Here is a 20,767-nt window from a genome sequence, read left to right on the forward strand (position 1 = left end):
ACGGCGACACGGCCACCGAAGGTCGCGCGGCGCCATCGGAGCTCGAACCACCGCAGGCGGCCACCAGCGCGGCGACCACCACCAGAGCGGCGAGCGGACGCGCTCTCCCGCCGGCGCTCCTGAAATCCGTCCTCCTGGCCATACGCGACGCCCCGCTCTCCACGACCAACGAACGACAGCCAAGGACACAGGTAGACCCGCGACAAAGACTGGGACCGCAGTACATACCCGGCCTGGACGCGGAAAACGGGTAATCGCCTCGGTAAGGACCGATGGTCCCTGACCGCCCATCCCACGCCGCCCGCCAGGTTATGGTGGCGATTGTGCGCGCCGTGGTGATGGATCGGTTCGGCGGGCCGGACGTTCTCACGGTCCGCGAGCTCGCGAATCCGGTTCCCGGCCCCGGTCAGGTACTGGTGGCGGTCGAATACGCCGGCATCACTTTCGTCGAGACGCAGGTCAGAGCCGGTCGCGGCCCGGCACAGCACAACCTCCCGGCGTTGCCTCGCGTGCCGGGTAACGGTGTCGGCGGTCGGGTCGTCGCCCTCGGGCCAGATGTCGACCAGGCGCTGGCCGAGGCGCTGGTCGTCACCACGACCGGGGGCGCCGGTGGTTATGCGGAGCTCGCCGTCGCCGACGCGGCCGATCTGATCCTGGTGCCTCCCGCCGTCGAGCTGCCCGACGCGGTGGCGCTGCTGGCCGACGGTCGCACCGCCCTTCTGCTGCACAACCAGGCCGACGTGCACCCCGGCGAGTCGGTCCTGGTCGAGGCGGCCGGTGGCGGGCTGGGCAGCCTGCTCGTCCAGCTCGCGACGGCCGCCGGTGCCACCGTGATCGGCGCCGCCCGCGGTGACACCAAACGCGAGCTGGTGCTGTCGCTGGGCGCCGCCAGCTACGTCGACTACGCGCGTCCGGGCTGGGCCCGGGAGGTCATCGAGGTCACCGGCGGTACGGGTGTCGACCTGATCCACGACGGTATCGGTGGGGAGATCGGCGCCCAGGCCCTGACCGCCCTGCGACCCGGTGGGCGCCTGAGCAGCCACGGGATGGCCAGCGGCAGCTGGACCGAGCCGCCCGCCGACGTGACGGTGATCGCCGGTGCCGCACCGACGCCGGCTCAGCTGCGCACGCTCGCCGCGCAGGCTCTCGCACACGCGGCGGCCGGGCGGCTGCGCCCGATCATCGGCCAGACCTTCCCCCTGGCCGAGGCCGCCGCGGCCCACCAGGCGATCGAGAACCGGGCCACGCTCGGCAAGACCCTCCTCATCCCCTGACACCAGAGCCCGGCTACACCAAGGCCCGCCACACCAAGGCCCGCCACACCAGAGCCCGGCCACGCCAGAGCCCGCCGCCCACGGCACGCCACGGCACGGTCTGCCGTGGCGCCCGCGCGGTTACCAGCGAACCGTCGGCCGGTGTGGCCCAATGTGCGGGATGGACACGAACCCGTGGCGACACCGCCGACGCGAGCTCACCGGTCCCTGCGGCCCGGGACCTTCGGCACCGACAGTGGCGACGAAAAGTCCGTACACCGCATGTCGAAACGACGCGACGCTGACCCCATGACGATGACGAAGGCCCGGTCGGGCGTGCTCGTATCGATCGGCCCGGTGGCCGACGCGCCACTGCCCTGCCCGTCCGGAGAGGATGGGCTGTGACGGATCTGGATGCGTACGGCGGCGATTCCGTCCTGGATTCCGCCGACCTCGACCGGCTGGTCGACTACTGGAACGCGGCGAACTATCTGACGGTCGCGCAGATCTACCTGCTGGACAATCCGCTGCTGCGCCGGCCGTTGTCCCGTGAGGACGTCAAACCCCGGCTGCTCGGCCACTGGGGCACGTCCCCGGCGCTGAACCTGATCTACGCGCACCTGAACCGGCTGGTCCGGCACAGCGGTCAGGACGTTCTCTACGTCGCGGGTCCGGGTCACGGCGGGCCGGCGCTGGTCGCGAACACGTATCTGGAAGGCACCTATTCGGAGATCTATCCGGGTGTGTCGAAGGACGAGGCGGGGCTGCGGCAGCTGGTGCGGCGTTTCTCCACGCCCGGTGGGATTCCCAGCCATGTCAGCGTTCCGACGCCCGGGTCGATCCACGAGGGTGGCGAACTTGGTTATGCCCTCATCCACGCCTTCGGCGCGGCCTTCGACCATCCGGACCTGCTGGTCGCGGCGGTGGTCGGGGACGGCGAGGCCGAGACCGGCCCGTTGGAGGGCAGCTGGAAGGGCGTCGACTTCCTCAACCCGGCCCATGATGGGGCCGTCCTGCCGATCCTCAACCTGAACCAGTACAAGATCGCCAATCCGACGGTGCTGGGCCGGCTGCCCCGGCAGCGGGTGACGGCTCTGTTCACCGGCCACGGCTACGACGTGCTGTGGGTGGAGGGCGACGACGTCCCGGCGGTGCACCGGGCGTTCGACGCGGCCCTGCGCACCGCGTACACCCGCATCCGGGAGATCCAGCGGGCGGCCCGGGCGCCGGGGGCGGTCATCACCGAGGCGCCGATCTGGCCGATGATCGTGCTACGGACCCCCAAGGGCTGGACAGGGCCCCACGAGGTGGACGGAATCATGGTCGAAGGGACGTTCCGGGCCCATCAGGTGCCGCTGGCGCACGTCCGTGACAATCCGGCCCATCTGGCCCAGCTCGAGGCGTGGCTGCGCTCCTACCAGCCGCAGCGGCTGTTCGACAAGGAGGGCGCGCTGATCGCCGAGCTGGCCGCGCTCGCCCCGTCCGGCTCGTCGCGGCTGGGTTCCTCCAGCTACGCCAACGGAGGACGACGCACCGAGGCACTGCGGCTGCGCGACTGGCGAACGTACGCGATCGACGTCGACCCCCAGGCCCGCGGCAGCCAGCTGCACGAACCGACCCGCCGACTCGGTCGGCTGCTGGCCGACGCCTACCGGGACAACCCGAGCACCTTCCGGGTGTTCAGCCCGGACGAGCTGGCCAGTAACCGACTTGACGCCGTGCTCGACGTCTCCGACCGCTGCCTGGTCGCGGCGATCGACCCGCGCGATGACCGGGTCTCACCGAACGGCCGGGTGATGGAGGTCCTGTCCGAGCATCTGTGCCAGGGCTGGCTCGAGGCCTACACGCTCACCGGCCGGCACGGACTGTTCGCCACCTACGAGGCGTTCGCGATGGTGTCGGCGTCCATGCTGATCCAGCACACCAAATGGTTGCAGGAGGCCAGCCGGCTGGCCTGGCGGGCGCCGGTGCCCAGCCTCAACGTCCTGCTGACCAGCACCTGCTGGCGTAACGACCACAACGGTTTCTCCCACCAGGGGCCGGGGCTGATCGACACCGTCGTCCCGCTCTCCCCCGGGGTGGTTCGCGTCTGGCTGCCACCGGACGCGAACACCCTGCTCTCGGTCGCCGACCACTGCCTGCGCAGCCACGATCACGTCAACCTGATCGTCGCCGACAAGCAGCCGCACCACCAGTACCTCACCGCGGGCGAAGCCGCCGAGCACGCCGCCCGCGGCGGTTCCGTCTGGGACTGGGCCGGCACCGAGAGAACCCTCCGCCGCGACGCCGACATCGTCCTGGCCGGTATCGGTGACGTCCCGACCATGGAGATCCTCGCCGCCGCCGAACTGCTCCACACGTTCGTCCCGGATCTGGCCGTCCGGGTCGTCAACGTCATCGACCTGATGGCGCTGCTGCGCTCCGATCTGCATCCGCACGGTTTCTCCTCGGCGATGTTCCGTGCGCTGTTCACCGATTCGACCGACGTCGTCGTCGGTTTCCACGGCTACAGCCGGGGCGTCCACCAGCTTCTGCACGGACGGCCGAACGCCGACCGTTTCCACGTCCGGGGTTTCATGGAGCAGGGCACCACGACAACACCGTTCGACATGGTCGTGCGCAACCAGGTCAGCCGCTACCATCTCGCCCAGCTCGCCCTCGAGTTCGCCCGGGTGACCCCGGCCGGCTCCGACCGCCTGGTCAGCTACTGCCAGGACCAGCTCGCCCGCCACCACGCCCACATCATCGAACACTTCGAGGACCTGCCCGAGATCCGCGACTGGACGTGGGCCAACCAGCCGAGCTGACTCACCCGGCCAGCGCGACCCGGACCCCACGGGCTATCTCGATGTCCTCCCTGGCCTCGACGACGAACACCCGGACCGGGGCGTCCGGCACGCCGATCTCGGCGTCACCGCCCCGGTGGCCGGTGTTCCTCGTGGCGTCCACCCGCACCCCCAGGAAACCCAGCCCGGCGGCGGCCTCGGCACGGATCTCGGCCGAGGCCTCACCGATCCCACCGGTGAACACCAGCGCGTCCAGCCCACCCAGTGCGGCGACCATCGCGGCGACCAGCCCGCGCAGCCGATGCTGGTACACCTCCAGCGCCAGCCGGGCCGACGGCGACCCCGCCCCGGCCATGGCCAGCACCTGGCGCATGTCGGCGCTGCCCGCCAGGCCCAGCAGACCGGACTCGTGCTCGAGCCCGTCGCCCACCTCGTCCACGGAAAGCCCCGCCTGGCGGACCAGCCACAGCAGCGCGCCGGGATCGACGCTGCCCGACCGGGTGCCCATGACCAGGCCCTCCAACGGCGTGAACCCCATCGTCGTGTCCCGGCACACCCCCGCGGCCACCGCCGCCAGCGACCCACCCGATCCCAGATGACACGTCACCACCCAGGGCCGCTCACTCCCACCCGACCCACCCGACCCGGGTGGCCCGAGCAGCTCGGCCGCACGCCGCGACGCATAGGCGTGCGACAGCCCGTGAAACCCGTACCGGCGGATGCCGTACCGCTCACGCCACCGCGCCGGGATCGCGTACGTCGACGCCGCCGCCGGCAGCGAGGCATGAAAGGCGGTGTCGAAACAGGCCACCTGCGCCAGCTCCGGCGCGGCGGCCCGCACCGCCGCCACCCCCGCCAGCGCCGCCGGCATGTGCAGCGGCGCCAGGCTGGTCCGCGCGCGCAGCCGCGCCTCGACACCCGCGTCGATCAGTGTCGGGCGCAGCAGATCCGGCCCACCATGGACGAACCGGTGCCCGACCGCCCGCACCCCACCGAACTCCGCCACCTGCGCGAACACGCCGTCGAGGCGGTCGTCGGCAGCTCGGTCGTCGGCCCACAGCAGCCCGCCGGACGGGTCCAGCAGCCGCAGCTTCAGGCTCGACGACCCGGCGTTGACCACCAGCACACCGGTGCTCTCGCCCGGTGGACGCACGCCGCCACCCGGCCGATCACTCGTTCGCCTCAAGGACCGCGAGTCCGACATCCTGCCTCCCCGGACGGACGCCAGCGTGAGCCGACGCGGACGCCGCCATCCCACTGTCACCGAGGCGGCCGGTCCCACCACCGTAACCATGTCCGCTCAGCTGGCGCCGGGGCGAACAAGGCCGGCCTCGTAGGCGGCGATGACAGCCTGCGTTCGATCGCGGGCCCGGAGTTTGGTGAGGATGCTGCTGACGTGGGTCTTGACCGTCTCGTTGCTGATGAACAGCAGGGCGGCGATCTCGGCATTGGCGTGACCGACCGCGAGCAGGCGCAGGACATCGAGCTCGCGCGCGGTGAGCTGGGCGAGCCGGTCGGGTCGCACGCGGGGCCGGACGCGGGCGAACTCGTCGATGAGACGGCGGGTGACCTCCGGTGTGAGCAGGGCATCACCACGGGCGACGACGCGCACGGCGTCGAACAACGTCACCGCCGGGACGTCCTTGAGCAGAAACCCGCTCGCTCCCGCCGACAACGCGTCATAGACGTACTCGTCGAGGTCGAAGGTCGTCAGAACAACCACGCGGGGCGCGGGCGTGAGCGTGGTGGTCAGGAGCCGGGTCGCGGCGATTCCGTCGAGGACGGGCATCCGAACATCCATCAGGACGACGTCCGGCCGCTGTTCGCCGGCGGCACGAACGGCGTCTCGCCCGTCGCGGGCGGTGCCGACGACCATGATGTCGTCGCGGGTGGCCAGCAGCGCGCGGAAGGCGACCCGGACGATCTCGTCGTCGTCGACGATCAGTACCCGGATCGGTGCCGGCGCGGTCATCGGTCCGGCCGCAGGGGAAGTCGCACGGCGACCGTGAACCCCCCGTCGGGGAGATACCCGTGGCGCAGGGTCCCGCCGACGGCGTCCACCCGTTCGCGCATGCCGAGCAGGCCGAGCCCGGTGCCGATGCCGGTGCCGAGCCCGATGCCGGTGCCGGTGGTGGGCCCGACCGAGCCCCGGCAGCCGTTGTGGATCGTCAGGCACAGCAGGTCCGGCGTGTGATCGACCGTGATGTGCACATCGGCGCCGGGAGCATGGCGGCGGGCGTTCGTGAGGGATTCCTGGATGACCCGGTAGGCGACGAGGTCGGTGTCGGCGGGTATCGGGGTGGCAGCCGCGCTCACCGCGACGGTGACCTCGCCGCCGTGGCCGCGGGTGGCCGCGACGAGCGCGTCGAGGCGGTCGAGACCTGGGCGAGGCTCGAGCGCCGGTTCGGACCGGCCGGTGGCATGACCGTCAGGCGCCGGAACCGGGGAACGGATCACGGTGAGAATGCGTCGCATCTCGGCGAGCGCGGCGCGGGCGGAATCACCGATCTCCGCGAATCGGATGCCGGCGAGTTCGGGCAGGTCGGGTGTCGTGTACCGGGCGGTCTCGGCCTGGATGGCGATATGCGAGATGTGGTGGGCGACGACATCGTGGAGCTCACGCGCGATGGCGGTGCGGTCGGCCAGCAGCAGGTGCTCGTGCACCGTCGAAAGGTGCGCCGTGGCGAGCGCCTGGTGTTGCGTGATGATGGTGCTTCGGTCGCGCAGGAGCCGGCCGAAACCGAGTGCGGCGACGACCACGGCGAACAGCAGATAGGTCGCGGCACCCGGTTCGTCATCGGTGAACGGCGTCACGGCGTTGACGAGAAACAAACCGCCGCACAGGCAGATCTCCGGCACCGTCAGCCGGTAGGCGGCCACCCCGCACACGACCAGCAGACCGGTTCCGGCCGCGACCGGCATCGGCTCGGCCTGCGGAAAGAACCACCCCAGTGCCGCGAACACGACCAGCACCGCCGCCACGCGGGGCAGCTGGACGACGAACGCGACAGGCACGACGATCATGATCGACATCAGGAAACGGTCGTCGAATCCCGCCTGGGCCGCCGCCGCGATCAGCAGAACCCCCGCCGCGGCGACCCACACCCATGGCCTGGCCAGGACACGGATCAGCCAGCCCTCGAACCGGCCGACGCTGGCGGGCAGAACTCGTCCGTTCATCGCCGACCAGTCTGCCCGCTCGGCCGGCGGCGTCGCCTCCCTCCCGCGAGGGAGGTCGACAATCGCTCCCGCGCGGGATTCACCGTCGGCGTGGCCGTCCCTAGCGTCCGATCCATGCGATCCGATCCCACCGCACCCGATCTGGCGTTCACGTCGTTGACCAAACGGTTCGGCGCCGTTGTCGCCCTTGACGATGTCACGTTCACGGCGCCACCCGGCACCGTCACCGCGCTCGTCGGCCCGAACGGCTCCGGCAAGACGACCCTGATGCGGGTCGCGCTCGGACTCGCCACCCCCACCTCGGGCCAGGCGCTGGTCGCCGGCCGACGCTACCGGCATCTTGACGAGCCGCTCACCCGAATCGGTGCGCTGCTCGACGCCTGCGCCCTGAACCCCGGGCTGACCGGCCGCACTCACCTGCGCTGGCTGGCCGCTGCGGGCGGCGTTCCCGCGGCCCGCGCCGATGCGCTGCTCGAGCAGGTCGGGCTGGGCGCAGCCGCCCGGCGTCGGGTCGGCGGCTGGTCGCTCGGGATGAAGCAGCGGCTCGGTCTTGCGGTAGCCCTGCTCGGTGACCCTCCGGTCCTGATGCTCGACGAACCGATGAACGGACTCGACCCCGAGGGCATGACCTGGTTCCGTGGCCTGGTGCGCGGCCTTCGCGCCGAAGGCCGGACCCTCCTGCTGTCCTCACACCTGATGCGAGAACTGGAGGGCATCGCCGACCGGGTCGTGGTCATCAACCACGGCCGGATCGTCGCCGATGCCAGCATCGACTCGCTGCTGGCGGACAGCCTCGACACCAGCGACCGGCCAGGCCTCGAGGACGCCTACCTCCGTCTCGTCACCTCACCCGCGCAGGTCAGGCCATGACCTCGACCACATCCTCGACCGCGATCTCGAAACGGCGCCCTCGCCCCAGCGTTACGCGGGCCGAATGGATCAAGACGGTCGGCAGTCGCGGAACCCTCGCCGCCCTCACCCTGCTCGTGACCCTTCCCGTCGCCTTCGCCGCACTCGTCGTCGCCAACACCCCCTCGACCGACCCACCGGGTGTGCCCGGCGACGACGACATCGTCGCCAACGCCCTCGTCGGAGTTCTCGTCGGCGTCGTCATCGCCGCCGTCGTGGGGGCAGTCATGATCGGCAACGAGCAACGCTCAGGCATGATCTCCACCAGTTACGCCGCGACCCCGCACCGCCACCGCGTGATCCTCGCCAAGGCGTCCATCGCCGCGCTGACCACGTTCGCCGTCGGCGTCGTCTCGTCCTGGGCCTCCTACGTCGTGGCTCGCCCGCTGCAACGGCGCCAGGGCTACGTCGCGCCCAGCTACCCCGAGCCTGACCTGTTCAGCGGCCCACCGCTACGAGCGGTCATCGGCACCGGTCTGCTCATCGCGACGGTCGCCCTGTTCGCCGTTGGCATCGCGACGATCGTGCGGCGCACCTCGATCGCGATTCCGCTGGTGGTCGCCACAGTCATCCTGCCCGGCCTGCTCTCCTCCAGTGACAGCGTCCAACGGTTCGCCCAGCGGTGGACGCCCTTCGCCGGCTTCGCCATCCAGCACACCGTCCACCGGCCCGACTACTACGCCAGCCCCTGGCACGGCCTGGGTGTCACCGCCGCCTACGCCGTGCTCGCGCTCGCGGGCGGCTTCCTGCTCGCCAGCCGCCGCGACGCCTGACTGACGCCACCACCAGCGGGTCAGGCCCACTGACCGCGGGCATGCCCGGCGGCGCGTCCCGCCGCACCACATCGGGTACGTCGGGGACCGGCCGATGTGGTGCGACTGGTAGCGCACTCGGCCTGTAATCGAGCGGTCAGGGGTTCGAGTCCCCTCACCGGCCCTCACCGGCTCACTTGTGACATCCCAGGTCATCGGCGACAGCTGAACCCTCAGTGGGGGTTCAGCTGTCGTTTTTTCTGGGGTCGGCCGGCGGGCTGGTGGTCGCGGGTGGGATGGATGGTGACTTCGCCCGGCAGTTCACCTGGTGGGTGTGGCCGTCCCGGAGCGGGTGAGAATCCGGTGGATCGTGGCCCACGACATCCTTCTCAGCGATGTCGACCCGGTTCGGCCGTGTGGCTCGCGTCTCGGATACTTCGCTGTGGCGGCACCTCACGGCCGTGCAGCCGGCTCCTCATTCGCTTCAACACTCCGGACCGGAGCATGAACCGGAGTCCGACCAGCCCCGACGGACAATGCCGGAACCACAACATGTCGACCCGTCACTCTGGTATCCCGACCACATCGTCCGGACCCCACCGGACCAGCCTCGACAGAGCCTGCACAGCCGGAACCTGCCAAGCGGAAATTTTCACACAGCGTCGCGTCATGTTCGGCGAGCGCGATGTGAAGCGGAAGCGAGGGGCGGGAAAGCCACCGATGCGTAACCGAAGGGCAGCCTGGACAGGATCGACCGCGCCTGCGCGCACCGGGCCTGTCCTGCCTGAACGGAACCTTCGGTCCTTCAGGTCACCTGACCGGCGATCGGTGCGTGCGTGTGTTCAGATTGGGTACCCGCCGCGACATCGACCACCCCTGCCCCTGCCCCTGCCTTCCGAGGCTATCGACCTGGCCGCCGGCACCCGCGGGATGCGACCGGCGCCACGGGAGGCCCGCCTCTCTCCCTTCACCTTGGTGATCTCCTGGTTATCACCTGGTTACGTACCTGCCGGCTGGCTGGTGGCCCCAAGCCGACCGTCTCTCATGCCTCATCGACAGATTCCGTCATATACTGCTGGATCATAGAACCGAGATTCCACCCGGAATCAGATTTCCAGCAAATCTACTGGCGAGTTTTATACCGCGAGTCCATGGAGGAAGACAGAACGGTGGCTAGCCAAATACCGCGGAAGAGGGCCGACGAGGGAAAAGTTCGCCTCAATACACGCGACCTGCGTGCAATTGAGTGGATCTTCGACATGTACGCCGCCTTCGAAACCGACATACCTGAGATCCTGAATCCCGAGCGGATCATTTCGCGAAACGCAGCCCGGTCGATCGTCACCCGCTGGGTGAGCGCGGGGGTCGCCCACGCCGAACCCGTGCTCGCCAAACAGGGTCGACTCGTTCGGCTGACGTCGGACGGAGAGCAGTTTGTCAGTACCAGCGACAGCGCTCCTGCCGCGCCGCCGGGTGCCCCGGCCGCGGCCGTCCATCACGCGATGGTGGCACGAGCACGGCTGCGCCTGGAACGCAACGGCGTCTCCGGCATGGCTGTACGGCGCTGGCTCAGCGAGCGGCAGTGGCGGATAGAAAACGAACCCCTGATCGCCGCCGGTGGACATGTCCCGGACGGGATAATCTATCTTGAGAACGGCCGCTCCTGCGTGCTCCAGGTCGGACACACGAGCGTGGAGGTCGCCCGCATCAGATCGATGCTCGAAAAACTGCTCGAGAGCTACATGATCGTGGTTGTCGCCATCCCCGGTGACGTCATGAAGATCTCGAACACGGCCTGGGAAGAAGCGGGCATCAGCGAGCCCACCGCCGACGGTGATGGCGTACACGTAGTGATCGTCTGAAAGAACCCCGAAGGACCAGGGACATCGAAAAGCAACGGGGGAACGATGTTCGTGGGCCGGTCGGCCATGGAAGACCAGGGGTCCCCACATGGACCCCAAGCCTGATTTTTTTCGCGTCCGCGAAGCTCCGTCACACACCAGGCATTCCTCTACAGGTATCCCGGTTCCTGGGCCTGCACTCTTCACGCGCACCCCTGTCCGCCACGGTTGCAGCTCGGTAGTTACTACGGTGCCCAGAAGACGGGGCGGGAGATGAGGGCCGCCACCTCCTGCGCCTCACCGAGCACGATGCCGGTGGCCGTCACGGCGTGGGCCGCGCTGCCCGGGCCGCCCAGCGTGCCGAGGTCGGTGAGCACACGCCGCTGCCAGCGGAACGCGTGCCCTGCGCCGTTCGGGAGCCCGACCGTTCCGCAGACCACGCCGTCGTCGTTGAGTCCAACCGGATCAACCGAGCCCGCCTCGATGCCGAGGATCTCGGTACGACGGCCGTTCGCCCACAGGAACCCTCGGACGCGCTCTCCATAGCTGCGGACAAGAACCTGGCCACTGCTGTTCACGGCAACCGCCTCACTGTGCTGATCACCGTCAAGCGGGCCCAGGTCGGTTATTTTCCCCTTGTTCCACCAGAACGCATGGGCATAGCCATCCGAGGTCTCGCTGTTTCCGACCACATGGCCGACGTTGTTCACACCGATGGCGTTACTCCATCCTCCACCAAGGGTGCCCACATCGCGCATGCGGCCGTCGGACCACACGAACCCACGGCTGGTACCGGTCGACGTCAGGCTCGTCCCGACCACCTGACCCAGGTCGTTGACCGCCGCCGCGGAGCTGCGCGGGCCACCCAGGGTGCCGAGGTCCCGGCTGACGCTGCCCGACCACAGGCAGGCGTGCTGCTCTCCGTTGTCCGTGGTGCTGCAGCCCACGACCAGGCCCAGGAAGCTCACGGCGGCGGCGATGCTCATGTAACCGCCCAGTTGGTCCTGCCCGCCCAGATACGGCAGAGCGGTGTGCGCCCCGCGACTCCAGCGGAAGGCCTGGTTCACGTATCGCCCGGTGATCTCCCCGACCACGGTACCAGCCTGACTCATGGCGATCGGACGGCTGTTGCCCGGAAGGTGTCGAATCGTACCAGCGCGCCACAGAAATCCGTCGACACCATAGGAACTGGTCTGCCAGAAGCCGGCCAGAAGGCCGCCGGCGTTACCACACACCATGTTTCCGGGAATGTCTTTCGGACCGGCGATGGCCGACGTGGCGAGGTGTGCCGACCGCGGTGGGACAACCGGTGTGGTGGCGGCTTCCGCGGAGCCCTCGCCAGCCATGTCGATCGACTCCGTGGCCGCCACTGCCGCAAGGCACAGAAACTTTCGACGGTCACCCACCATGGCATTTTTCACTCTCCTCATCCTGTTTTGAACCATGATCTGCATCCGCATGCATGACCCATGTCGGAGCCTCCGATGACAGCTCAGCCCCGGGGCTTCCAGCCGTTTCCGGCGGTCAACCCACCATCAGTCACGCGGCGTGCCCTACCCGGACCAACCCGGCGCGCGCCGGGTTGGTCCGGGTAGAAAATTCTGCCAGCGCCGCGGCACATCAGCAGCCCGCGACACGTTTTGGACCACAGAGATACCACGACGATCCTCCCTCCACGAGGAGGGAGGGTCCCCACTCCCCGCGACCAACAGAAAAGTGACTGGACATTGTCCGGTCAACGGCCAGAAAAAATCCTTCCATCCACCGGGAAGCGGCTGGCTGTCGCATGGGCAGCGTCGACCGTGACGTGGTCGGGCCGGAGAGAGACAGGCCAGGAACCAGTCTCCGCCAGCCCACAGGATCCCGATCCCGCAGAGTCCCGACGCAGTTTCCAACCGGGCCCCGCCCCGTCGGCGCGTAGCGGACCTCGGTGGCGAGGAGACGAGCGGACGAGCCAGCCCCGGCGGCCACCTCTCAATCACGGCGTTTCACGGCGACCGACCGGTGGCCGCGGAACGCGACACGGAAAGGCCCTACCACAGTGCGGGTTCGAGTTTTCGCCGGGGCGATCCAGGGCCTTTAACCGGCCGTTAACAATCGGCCATCCGCACCGTCGGGAAGAAAACTCAGCGTCACCCACCCATCGCCATATCTTGGGTGCCAGCGCGTTGAATCTCCGAAAACCAGCCGCCTTTGAAGCGACAACCCGGCGGCGATTTAGCTTTGGGTTCCATCTGTGGTTGTGTGCTCCCCGAAGGAGCACACAACCGCCCGTAGCTCACGGCGGGACACGAGGATGCGCAAAGACGAAGAAACCACCCGGTTCACCCCGCGCCACCGGGCGCGCCACCGGCGACAGAGTCGATGGCGGGCAGGTCGCGTCCGTCACGTGCTGAGCCTGGTCGTACTGGTTGTGATCACATGTGGCCTTGCGGTTCTCGGACCAGTCGTGGCGCCGGCCAGTGCGGCGACGACCACGACCACCATCGAGGACACCGCGGTCGGCACCGGCCTCAACCAGGTCAGCTATTCGGGAGCCTGGTCGGTCTGCAGCGGCTGTGGCCCCGCCACCCCGAACAACAGCTTCCGCTACACCTACGCGAGCGGCGCAACAGCGACGATCCGGTTCTCCGGTACCCAGATCGCCATCGTCGGGATCAAGAACCCGCTGGGGGGATACGCGTCGTTCGGTGTGGACGGCGCCACCCCGACGATCGTGGACACCTATGCCGCCGCGTCGGTCGTCACCCCGCAGTTCGTCTCCCCGGTGCTCCCGACGGGCACCCACACGCTGACGATCACCAATGTGCACCAGCGGAGCGCCGCGTCCACCAACTACTACGTGGGCTTCGACCGGGCCGTGGTCCTGTCGACGGACGTGACACCGCCACCGGTGGTGATCCCGCCGACCACGACGACCATCGAGGACACCGCGGTCGGCACCGGCCTCAACCAGGTCAGCTATTCGGGAGCCTGGTCGGTGTGCACCGGCTGCGGACCCGCCACGCCGAACAGCAGTTTCCGATACTCGTACAACTACGGGTCCATCGTCACCATCCGCTTCTCCGGCTCCCAGATCACCGTCTACGGGATCAGGAATCCGCTCTCGGGATTCGCCGCGTTCAGCATTGATGGCGGGACGCCGTCGACCCTCGACACCTACCGCGATGCCTCGGCCGTCGAGGTGACCTACAGCTCACCGCAGATCACCCCCGGCACACACACCCTGACGATCACGAACGTTCACCAGCGCAGCGGCGCGTCCTCGAACTTCTATGTCGGCTTCGACCGTGCCGTGGTCGGCGGCCCGGTGGTCGTTCCGCCCCCGCCGGCGACGCCGCCGGTCACCGTCGAGGACACGACTCTCGGCACCGGGCTCAACCAGGTCCAGTACACCGGAACCTGGACCCAGTGCGTGGGCTGTGTGACCGTCACCCCCAACAACAGCATCCACACCTCGGCCGTCTCCGGTGCCATCGCCGTCATCCGCTTCTCCGGCGCCCAGGCCAACATCTACGGAATCAAGGGCCCTGACGGCGGATTCGCCACCGTACGGACCGACAGCGGGACCGCCAAACCGATCGACACCTACGCACCGACGCGAATCGTCACACTGCTCTACAGCTCCCCTCAGCTCACCCCGGCCGCGCATGTCTTCACGCTCGAGAACACCGGGCAACGCAACGTGGCCTCGGTCGGGAACGCGGTCAGCTTCGACCGCCTTGAGGTCCCCGCCACCGCCCCGACCCCCGCACCTCCCCTGTACGCGGGACCGCGCTCGGGCAAGGCGTGGATCACGGGTACCTACCCCGATCCGTCCATGACGCCCGCCAACGCCGACGCCTTCTGCAACTGGCGAGGCGCGGACTGCGACTTCGCCCTGCTCTACACCACCCGGAACAGCTGGACCAACGTCACCCAGCCGACCGACCTGCTCCAGAAGTTCGCCACCTGGCCGGGGCGCCTCATCATCGCCACCCCGCCGTTCCCGGAGATCACCGGCGCCAGCAACGCCACCTGCGCCACCGGCGCCTACGACGCCTACTGGCGGAACTTCGGCAACTTCCTGAACGCCTACGGCCGCCAGGACTCCATCATCCGGCTCGGCTGGGAGGCCAACGGAAACTGGTACCAGTGGTCCGCCACCAACCCGACGCAGTTCATCAACTGCTGGCGGCACGTCGTCGACTCCATCCGGGCGACCGCCGAGCCCGACCCCGACATCTCCTGGAGCCTCAACGCGCACTACTCGCAGAACCCGCCCAGCCACAACGCACAGGAGATCTACCCCGGCGATCTCTGGGTCGACGACGTCGGCCTCGACGCGTACGACGCCTATCCGCCGTCCCGCACGAAGGCCGAGTTCGACACCCAGGCCAACGCGGTCGGTGGGCTCACCTACTGGTACGACTTCGCCGTCGCCCGCAACAAGGGTTTCGGCATCGGTGAATGGGGAGTGGCCAGCGGCAACGGCACCAACGGCGGAGGTGACAGCCCCAACTACGTCCAGTGGATGCACGACTGGTTCGTGGAACGTGCCGGAAAGGGTCTGGCCTACGAGTTCTACTTCAACAACTGCGATCCCGGGAACGTCGGCTCCAACATCAACCGCCCCATCGCGCCCGGCTGCATCTACCTGAACCCGAACGCCGGCGCCCGCTACCAGCAGCTCTACCGACGACAGTAGTCCGGTGTTCTTCTGACCGGGTCCTCGCTCCACCCGCAGCTCTGGAATCCGTCACTCCGTGACTGTCCAGGTGTCACAGTGCTGCGGGTGTCGCGCTCGGCCGGTGGCTTGGGTCAGTCACCGGCCGAGCGCGGGGCCCTGTCCTGCTTGTGGTGTGTTACTCCTGCCTGTGGTGCGTTACATCGGAGGATCCGCCCTACGTCTGGTCAGGCTTCGTGGCCAGCGCGGGCGTGGGGGACGGATGTGCCTCGTCACCGGCGACGAAGTAGTGCCCACCCTGGGCGCCGGTCACGGTGATCTCGACCGAGTCCACATCCGCGGGCACCGTGAAGGTGTCCGAGCCGACCGTGTGATGTGTGCGGGTCGTACCGGACCGCGCGCCGGTGTTCCCGCACACCGGCCCGGCCGGTACGGTCCGCGCTGGGGCGATCGCGATTCCCACCGGTCGGTCACCGACCGGGATGGGGCTTGCGGGATTGTTGGTGGCCACGGTCACGTCGGTGCCGACGACCCCGGTGGAACCGGTGTGTTCGGCGGTGCCGTTGGAGCTGGGCGAGGTACCCATCACGTGGTTGCCGTTGCCGGTGGCCTGGTTGATCCCACCACCGGAGATCAGGCCGCTGCTGCAGTCAAGTACACCGCGGTCAGGAAGGCCACGCCCAGCGCGGCACCCAGGACAAGGACCGATCCCGCTGTGCGCACACGCACGGACAGATGTGCTCTCACGTCAACCTTTGCGCCAGGGACGCGATGCGGGCAGACGCGCCCGTTCACACCGGGAAGACAATTTCTGAGGTGGGAACGCAGATTGTGCGACGCTGCACAGGTTCCGCAGATGCGATTCCACGGCAATAAATGATCCGTATCCACGTCGAATCTCCAGCCCTCGTGCCGCTCCGCGTCAAGACGAGCCAAGATCGGAAATATCCTCTCGAGCGCGCAACGTAACGCTCACGAACATGCCTGACGCGCCGTCCGGGAACAGGGAAGCAGCTTCCCTGCCCGCGGCTCCCGGCACCGATGCCCCGTCGGAGCTCGATGATCGACTGGACCTCGCAGGGCCCGGCGGGAGCCCCGCGGACGAACCCGCCGAAGCCTCGGCCCGCTCCACATCAGGTATCGTCAGAGGACTGGCCGGTGTGGCGCAATTGGCAGCGCTCTCGACTTGTAATCGAGGGGTTAGGGGTTCGAGTCCCCTCGCCGGCTCCACATCGATGGCCTCTGAGCCGCGGTTCTGCCGCCTCTGTGCGGTGCTGTCGAGATCATGGGCGAGTCTCCCCCAGCCGGCCGAGACAGCCTGACCTCTCCCGCTGAGCGGCTTCCCGTCACCGCGCGGTTCAGGCGGACGCCGCCCCGTTCACGACGGTCGGACGGCTGTGGGCGCGGGCAGCGAGGTCACGGCAGACCACGGCGAGGTCGAGGCCGGCGGCGGCGAGGGCCAGCGGCCAGGTGCTCGTCTCGGTCATCCCCGGGGCGACGTTGACCTCCAGGAACTGTGGTGTTCCGGCCGCATCGACAATCATGTCGGTGCGGGAGAGGTCCCGCAGGCCAAGGGCCTGATGCGCGAGGAGGGCGGTCCGCGCGGCGGCATCCAGGACCGCGGGGGCAAGCCGGGCGGGGGTGTAGAAGTTCGTGGCCCCGGCGGTGTAGCGGGCGGCGTAGTCGTAGGCACGGCCCGCCCCCGGTTCGATCTCCACCGCCGGGAGCGCGACCGGCCCGTCGCCGGTGTCCACGACACCGACCGCGATCTCCACGCCGGCCACGGCCTGCTCGACGAGTGCGCAGTCGTGGTAACCGAAGCAGGCCATCAGGGCTTCGGCGACCTCGCCGGCACCCTCGACCCGGCTCACGCCGAACGACGATCCACCCGCCCGCGGTTTCACGACCAGCGGCAGGCCGAGGCGGGCGACGATCCGCTCGATGAGCGCCGCGGCGCCAAGGTCGTGGAACGCCTCCCGCGGCAGTGTCACCGACGCCGGGGTCGCGATCCCCCGGTCGGCGACGGCGGCCTTCGCGGTGGCCTTGTCGAACGCCACGCGGCAGGCCGCCGGCACCGCTCCCACGTACGGCAGGTCGTAGAGGTCGAGGACCTCACGGATCGTGCCGTCCTCCCCGGACGTGCCGTGCAGGACCGGGAACACCACCGCCGGCCGCTCGGCCGCCAGCGCCGGCAACGTGTCGGCGTCGACGTCCGCCAGCTCGACATCGACCCCGATCGAGACCAACGCGTCCCGCAGCCGGCCGCCGGAACGCAGCGACACCTCCCGCTCCGGCGACAGTCCGCCCGCGAGGATCAGCACTCGGCCCAGATCAGTCATCGTCGCATCCTCCACACCGGTCACGGCCATGTCAGCAGATCAGGAACGGCCAGCGGATCAGGAACGGCCAGCGGGTCAGGGACGGAAGGTGTCACGCAACGCCAGCTCATCGCGTACCACCCGGGCCAGGCGTTCCACTCCTTCGCGGACGCGGTCCGCCGGGGGGTAGCAGTACGACAACCGCATGCTGGTCCCACCCGACCCGTCGGCGTAGAACCCACGGCCCGGTACGTAGGCGACGCGAGCCGCGATCGCGCGTGCCAGCATCGCCTTCGTGTCCACCCCGTCGGGCAGGGTGAGCCAGACGAAGAACCCGCCGTCCGGCCGGGTCCAGCTCGTCCCCGCCGGCATCTGCTCGGCCAACGTCCCCAGCATCGCGTCGCGGCGCTCCCGGTACAGCTCCCGCAGCCCCTTCAGCTGCTCCGCCCACGGCTGGGTCGCCAGATACCGCTCCACCGCCAACTGGGTGAACATCGACTGCGACAGAATCGCCGACTCGGCCGCCAGCACCAGTCGTGCCGTCACCGCGGGCGGGGCCAACGCCCAGCCCACCCGCAGACCCGGGGCCAACGTCTTCGAGAACGAACCCAGATACACCACGTCCTCCGGGGCGTCGGCGCGCATCGCCCGCGTCGGCGCTCCGGTGAACGACAGCAGCCCGTACGGGTTGTCCTCCACCACCAGCACCCCGGCCCGCCGGCACAGCTCCACCACCTCGCCCCGCCGCGACGGCGTCAGAGTGATCCCAGCCGGGTTCTGGAAGGTCGGCACCGTGTACAGCAGCTTCACCCGCGCGCCGTCCGCCGCCAGCCGCGCCAGGGTCTGCGCCAACGCGGCCGGCGACAGGCCCTCGTCGTCCATCGGTACGTGCACGACCCGCGCCTGGTAGGCGGCGAACGTGTTGATCGCCGTCACGTACGTCGGGCCCTCGGTCAGCACCACATCCCCGGGATCGACGAACACCCGGGTCAGCAGATCCAACGCCTGCTGCGAACCGGCCGTCACCACCACACTGTCGGGATGGGCGTCGGTGATGCCCTCAAGCGCCATCACGTCGCAGATCCGCGCCCGCAGCTCCGGATCGCCCTGCGCCGACCCGTACTGCAACGCCACCGCACCCCGACGGGTCACCACGTCGGCGACCGTCGCCGCGACCGCTTCCATCGGCAACGCGTCCACCGCCGGCATCCCCCCGGCCAGCGACACGATCTCCGGACGCGATGCCACCGCGAACAGCGCCCGTACCTCGCTCGCGATCATTCCCCGCGCGCGCTCGGCATACCGATCCCGCCACCGATCCAGGCTCACGACCCGCGACACTACCCGCGGTACCCACACCACAGCACACCGATATCCACATCCGGTCTCGACGACCACGGTGCCCCCAGAGGCCACCAACCCGAGCAGCAGCCGGCCGCCGGTATCGGCCGTGCGCCGAGCGCCGCACGCGGCCGGTTTCGGCGGATACTCGCCGGCCGGGGCGCCGTCGTCCCCATGGGTGGGAACGGGTGTCGGATACCGGATCCCCTGACCTCAAAGGATCTTTCGGTCCGCCACCCATGAACAAGCACCGCGTCGGTGCGCTAGTCGTCGAACACAAAGCCCTCGCCTGTGCCAGGGCGACGAGTGGGCACAGCTGGACTTCGCTCGTCACCACCGGGACATCAACGTTGCGAGCTCTTCCAGTGCGGCGCGATCGTGGCTGTGAGCAAGGAAAGCGCCAGCCTCGGAATCGTAGGTGAGGCGGTCGGCGAGAGCGGGGGCCCGCGTGCCGACCAGGAGTTCGGCTGCGCCCTCCCAGAAGCAGCCGTTCGGAATCCCACTTCGCGTGGCCGGTGACCGTTTCGCCGTCGCCCGAGACCCGGACCTGCCGCACCGGGCGGCTGATGAAGTGTGCGGATCAGCTGGCTGTCGTGAACCGTGCGGGTCGGCATCCGACCAGCTCGGGTGACTCGACTCCACCGATCAGCTCCTGGACCACCAGTCGGCCTATCAGCGGGGCAAGGGTCACGCCGGAGTGCATGACAGCCAGGTAGAGCCCTTGCACACCTGGAATCGGGCCGATGATCGGTGCTCCGTCCGCGGGCATCGGACGCTGACCAACGGATATCCGGTCCAGGCGGATGTCCGCCGCGTGATGGAAGGTGGCTCGGATCTTCTGCGCGGTTCGGCGGGCGATGCCGGCCAGAGCCTCCGCGGAGACATCGGTACCGCATGCCGCCGGAACAAGCAACTGCCCGCTCCGGTTCTGGCGAACTTCGAGCGAAGGTCCGTCTATCAGGGTTTTCACCAGGCCTCGCGGTGCGTCGAAACGCAGCAGAACCGCCGCAGAGGCGGTAACGGGTACCGGTACGCCGAACGGCTCACACAGGCGGGGAACTCCGGTCCCGGCCGCCACGACCACGGTGTCCGCCGGCATGAACCCAACGGAGGTTTCCACCCCCACCACTCGGGTTCCCCTGGTACGCAGGCCCGTGGCGCAAACACCGAGCCGCACCTGCGCACCGTTGCCGCAGGCCGACTGGAGAAGCGCCGTCGTGACGGCGAGCGGGTCGACGGCGCCATCTCCCGGATGCCAGACCGCCCGGGCCGGTGGCTCACGCAGATTCGGCTCCACCACGGCCACCTCGGCCGCGGTGAGAACCTCCGATCCGTCATCGGTCCGGGTCACATCGGGCTGGGTGTGCGGCTGGTCTCGCCAGGACAGCGAACCCGTCCACTGAACGTGCACTCCGGCGAGTTCGTCCTGCAACTGGTGCCATCGCGGCAGGGCACCCCCGCGTAGCGCCATCATGCCGCCAGGCCACTGTCCCCAGGCGCCGATCCAGGCGAACGAACTTCCGGTCGCGTTGGAAGCGCCCGGTGACCGGCCGGCGTCCAGCACGGTTACCGCGGTCGGGCGCCGGGCAGCGCGGGACGCGATCGCCGCACCGACAATGCCCGCACCGACGACCACCAGACGCACGGCTCACCTCCGAGGACATCTGTGATTCGACCAGCTGCGGTCCGTCCCAGGATGGCCTTTGACCGTCAGCGTGGGA

General features: G+C 69.1%; 15 protein-coding genes and 2 tRNA genes. 8 read left to right on the top strand and 9 right to left on the bottom strand.

Annotated elements, in window-relative coordinates; all coding sequences use genetic code 11:
- The first annotated feature begins 323 nt into the window (after positions 1 to 323).
- Both MXD61_RS03605 and MXD61_RS03610 read left to right on the top strand, forming a co-directional pair.
- Complete coding sequence (locus tag MXD61_RS03605) at positions 324 to 1,274, top strand: zinc-binding dehydrogenase (RefSeq protein WP_248811433.1); 951 nt, start codon at positions 324 to 326, stop codon at positions 1,272 to 1,274.
- 380 nt (positions 1,275 to 1,654) lie between these two features.
- Complete coding sequence (locus MXD61_RS03610; RefSeq protein ID WP_248811434.1) at positions 1,655 to 4,060, top strand: phosphoketolase; 2,406 nt, start codon at positions 1,655 to 1,657, stop codon at positions 4,058 to 4,060.
- A gap of 1 nt (position 4,061) precedes the next feature.
- Here the strand turns inward: MXD61_RS03610 and MXD61_RS03615 are convergent, their stop codons facing one another.
- From MXD61_RS03615 to MXD61_RS03625, 3 genes are all read right to left on the bottom strand, one after another.
- Positions 4,062 to 5,192: an acetate/propionate family kinase gene (locus MXD61_RS03615; RefSeq protein ID WP_248811435.1), complete on the bottom strand. Its 1,131-nt coding sequence runs from the start codon at positions 5,190 to 5,192 to the stop codon at positions 4,062 to 4,064.
- 147 nt (positions 5,193 to 5,339) lie between these two features.
- On the bottom strand, positions 5,340 to 6,011 hold the full coding sequence (locus MXD61_RS03620) for a response regulator (RefSeq protein ID WP_248811436.1): 672 nt from the start codon (positions 6,009 to 6,011) through the stop codon (positions 5,340 to 5,342).
- Positions 6,008 to 7,219, bottom strand: coding sequence for a sensor histidine kinase (locus MXD61_RS03625; RefSeq protein ID WP_248811437.1), 1,212 nt, complete (start codon positions 7,217 to 7,219; stop codon positions 6,008 to 6,010). The genes MXD61_RS03620 and MXD61_RS03625 overlap by 4 nt, the downstream gene beginning before the upstream one ends.
- Before the next feature lie 114 nt (positions 7,220 to 7,333).
- Here MXD61_RS03625 and MXD61_RS03630 point away from each other — a divergent pair, with 114 nt between their 5' ends.
- From MXD61_RS03630 to MXD61_RS03645, 4 genes are all read left to right on the top strand, one after another.
- Positions 7,334 to 8,089: an ABC transporter ATP-binding protein gene (locus tag MXD61_RS03630; RefSeq protein WP_248811438.1), complete on the top strand. Its 756-nt coding sequence runs from the start codon at positions 7,334 to 7,336 to the stop codon at positions 8,087 to 8,089.
- Positions 8,086 to 8,901 carry a hypothetical protein gene (locus MXD61_RS03635; protein ID WP_248811439.1) on the top strand — a complete coding sequence of 272 codons (816 nt, stop codon included), beginning with the start codon at positions 8,086 to 8,088 and terminating at the stop codon, positions 8,899 to 8,901. Before MXD61_RS03630 ends, MXD61_RS03635 begins: the two co-directional genes overlap by 4 nt.
- Positions 8,902 to 8,991: 90 nt before the next feature.
- Positions 8,992 to 9,064: transfer RNA gene (locus MXD61_RS03640), tRNA-Thr, on the top strand.
- A gap of 1,075 nt (positions 9,065 to 10,139) precedes the next feature.
- Positions 10,140 to 10,742, top strand: a complete 603-nt coding sequence (locus MXD61_RS03645) for a hypothetical protein (RefSeq protein WP_248811440.1) — start codon at positions 10,140 to 10,142, stop codon at positions 10,740 to 10,742.
- Positions 10,743 to 10,966: 224 nt separating this feature from the next.
- Here MXD61_RS03645 and MXD61_RS03650 read toward each other — a convergent pair whose 3' ends face one another.
- Positions 10,967 to 12,181, bottom strand: a complete 1,215-nt coding sequence (locus MXD61_RS03650; RefSeq protein ID WP_248811441.1) for an HAF repeat-containing protein — start codon at positions 12,179 to 12,181, stop codon at positions 10,967 to 10,969.
- 989 nt (positions 12,182 to 13,170) lie between these two features.
- Here MXD61_RS03650 and MXD61_RS03655 point away from each other — a divergent pair.
- Positions 13,171 to 15,408 carry a glycosyl hydrolase gene (locus tag MXD61_RS03655; RefSeq protein WP_248811442.1) on the top strand — a complete coding sequence of 746 codons (2,238 nt, stop codon included), beginning with the start codon at positions 13,171 to 13,173 and terminating at the stop codon, positions 15,406 to 15,408.
- A 196-nt stretch (positions 15,409 to 15,604) separates the two neighbouring features.
- On the opposite strand, the gene MXD61_RS03660 is transcribed toward MXD61_RS03655, so the two are convergent.
- Positions 15,605 to 15,973 carry a hypothetical protein gene (locus MXD61_RS03660; RefSeq protein WP_248811443.1) on the bottom strand — a complete coding sequence of 123 codons (369 nt, stop codon included), beginning with the start codon at positions 15,971 to 15,973 and terminating at the stop codon, positions 15,605 to 15,607.
- 568 nt (positions 15,974 to 16,541) lie between these two features.
- Here MXD61_RS03660 and MXD61_RS03665 point away from each other — a divergent pair.
- Positions 16,542 to 16,617 (top strand) — tRNA-Thr (locus MXD61_RS03665).
- 128 nt (positions 16,618 to 16,745) lie between these two features.
- Here MXD61_RS03665 and MXD61_RS03670 read toward each other — a convergent pair.
- The 4 genes from MXD61_RS03670 to MXD61_RS03680 form a co-directional block, all read right to left on the bottom strand.
- Positions 16,746 to 17,726 carry a D-alanine--D-alanine ligase gene (locus MXD61_RS03670; RefSeq protein ID WP_248811444.1) on the bottom strand — a complete coding sequence of 327 codons (981 nt, stop codon included), beginning with the start codon at positions 17,724 to 17,726 and terminating at the stop codon, positions 16,746 to 16,748.
- A gap of 75 nt (positions 17,727 to 17,801) precedes the next feature.
- Positions 17,802 to 18,986, bottom strand: a complete 1,185-nt coding sequence (locus MXD61_RS03675; protein WP_248811528.1) for a PLP-dependent aminotransferase family protein — start codon at positions 18,984 to 18,986, stop codon at positions 17,802 to 17,804.
- Between the two features lie 390 nt (positions 18,987 to 19,376).
- Positions 19,377 to 19,688: an Imm51 family immunity protein gene (locus tag MXD61_RS28635; RefSeq protein WP_374628386.1), complete on the bottom strand. Its 312-nt coding sequence runs from the start codon at positions 19,686 to 19,688 to the stop codon at positions 19,377 to 19,379.
- Positions 19,627 to 20,691: an FAD-binding oxidoreductase gene (locus MXD61_RS03680; RefSeq protein ID WP_248811445.1), complete on the bottom strand. Its 1,065-nt coding sequence runs from the start codon at positions 20,689 to 20,691 to the stop codon at positions 19,627 to 19,629. The genes MXD61_RS28635 and MXD61_RS03680 overlap by 62 nt, the downstream gene beginning before the upstream one ends.
- Between the last annotated feature and the right edge of the window lie 76 nt (positions 20,692 to 20,767).

Source organism: Frankia sp. AgPm24 (assembly GCF_023243055.1).
GTDB classification, from domain to species: Bacteria; Actinomycetota; Actinomycetes; order Frankiales; family Frankiaceae; genus Frankia; species Frankia umida.

Coding starts and splice junctions, on each gene's coding strand:
- MXD61_RS03645 (WP_248811440.1), top strand. CDS start 10,140: ATGTACGCCGCCTTCGAAACCGACATACCTGAGATCCTGAATCCCGAG.
- MXD61_RS03675 (WP_248811528.1), bottom strand. CDS start 18,986: ATGATCGCGAGCGAGGTACGGGCGCTGTTCGCGGTGGCATCGCGTCCG.
- MXD61_RS03625 (WP_248811437.1), bottom strand. CDS start 7,219: ATGAACGGACGAGTTCTGCCCGCCAGCGTCGGCCGGTTCGAGGGCTGG.
- MXD61_RS03650 (WP_248811441.1), bottom strand. CDS start 12,181: ATGCGGATGCAGATCATGGTTCAAAACAGGATGAGGAGAGTGAAAAAT.
- MXD61_RS03670 (WP_248811444.1), bottom strand. CDS start 17,726: ATGACTGATCTGGGCCGAGTGCTGATCCTCGCGGGCGGACTGTCGCCG.
- MXD61_RS03630 (WP_248811438.1), top strand. CDS start 7,334: ATGCGATCCGATCCCACCGCACCCGATCTGGCGTTCACGTCGTTGACC.
- MXD61_RS03635 (WP_248811439.1), top strand. CDS start 8,086: ATGACCTCGACCACATCCTCGACCGCGATCTCGAAACGGCGCCCTCGC.
- MXD61_RS03620 (WP_248811436.1), bottom strand. CDS start 6,011: ATGACCGCGCCGGCACCGATCCGGGTACTGATCGTCGACGACGACGAG.
- MXD61_RS03660 (WP_248811443.1), bottom strand. CDS start 15,973: ATGGGTACCTCGCCCAGCTCCAACGGCACCGCCGAACACACCGGTTCC.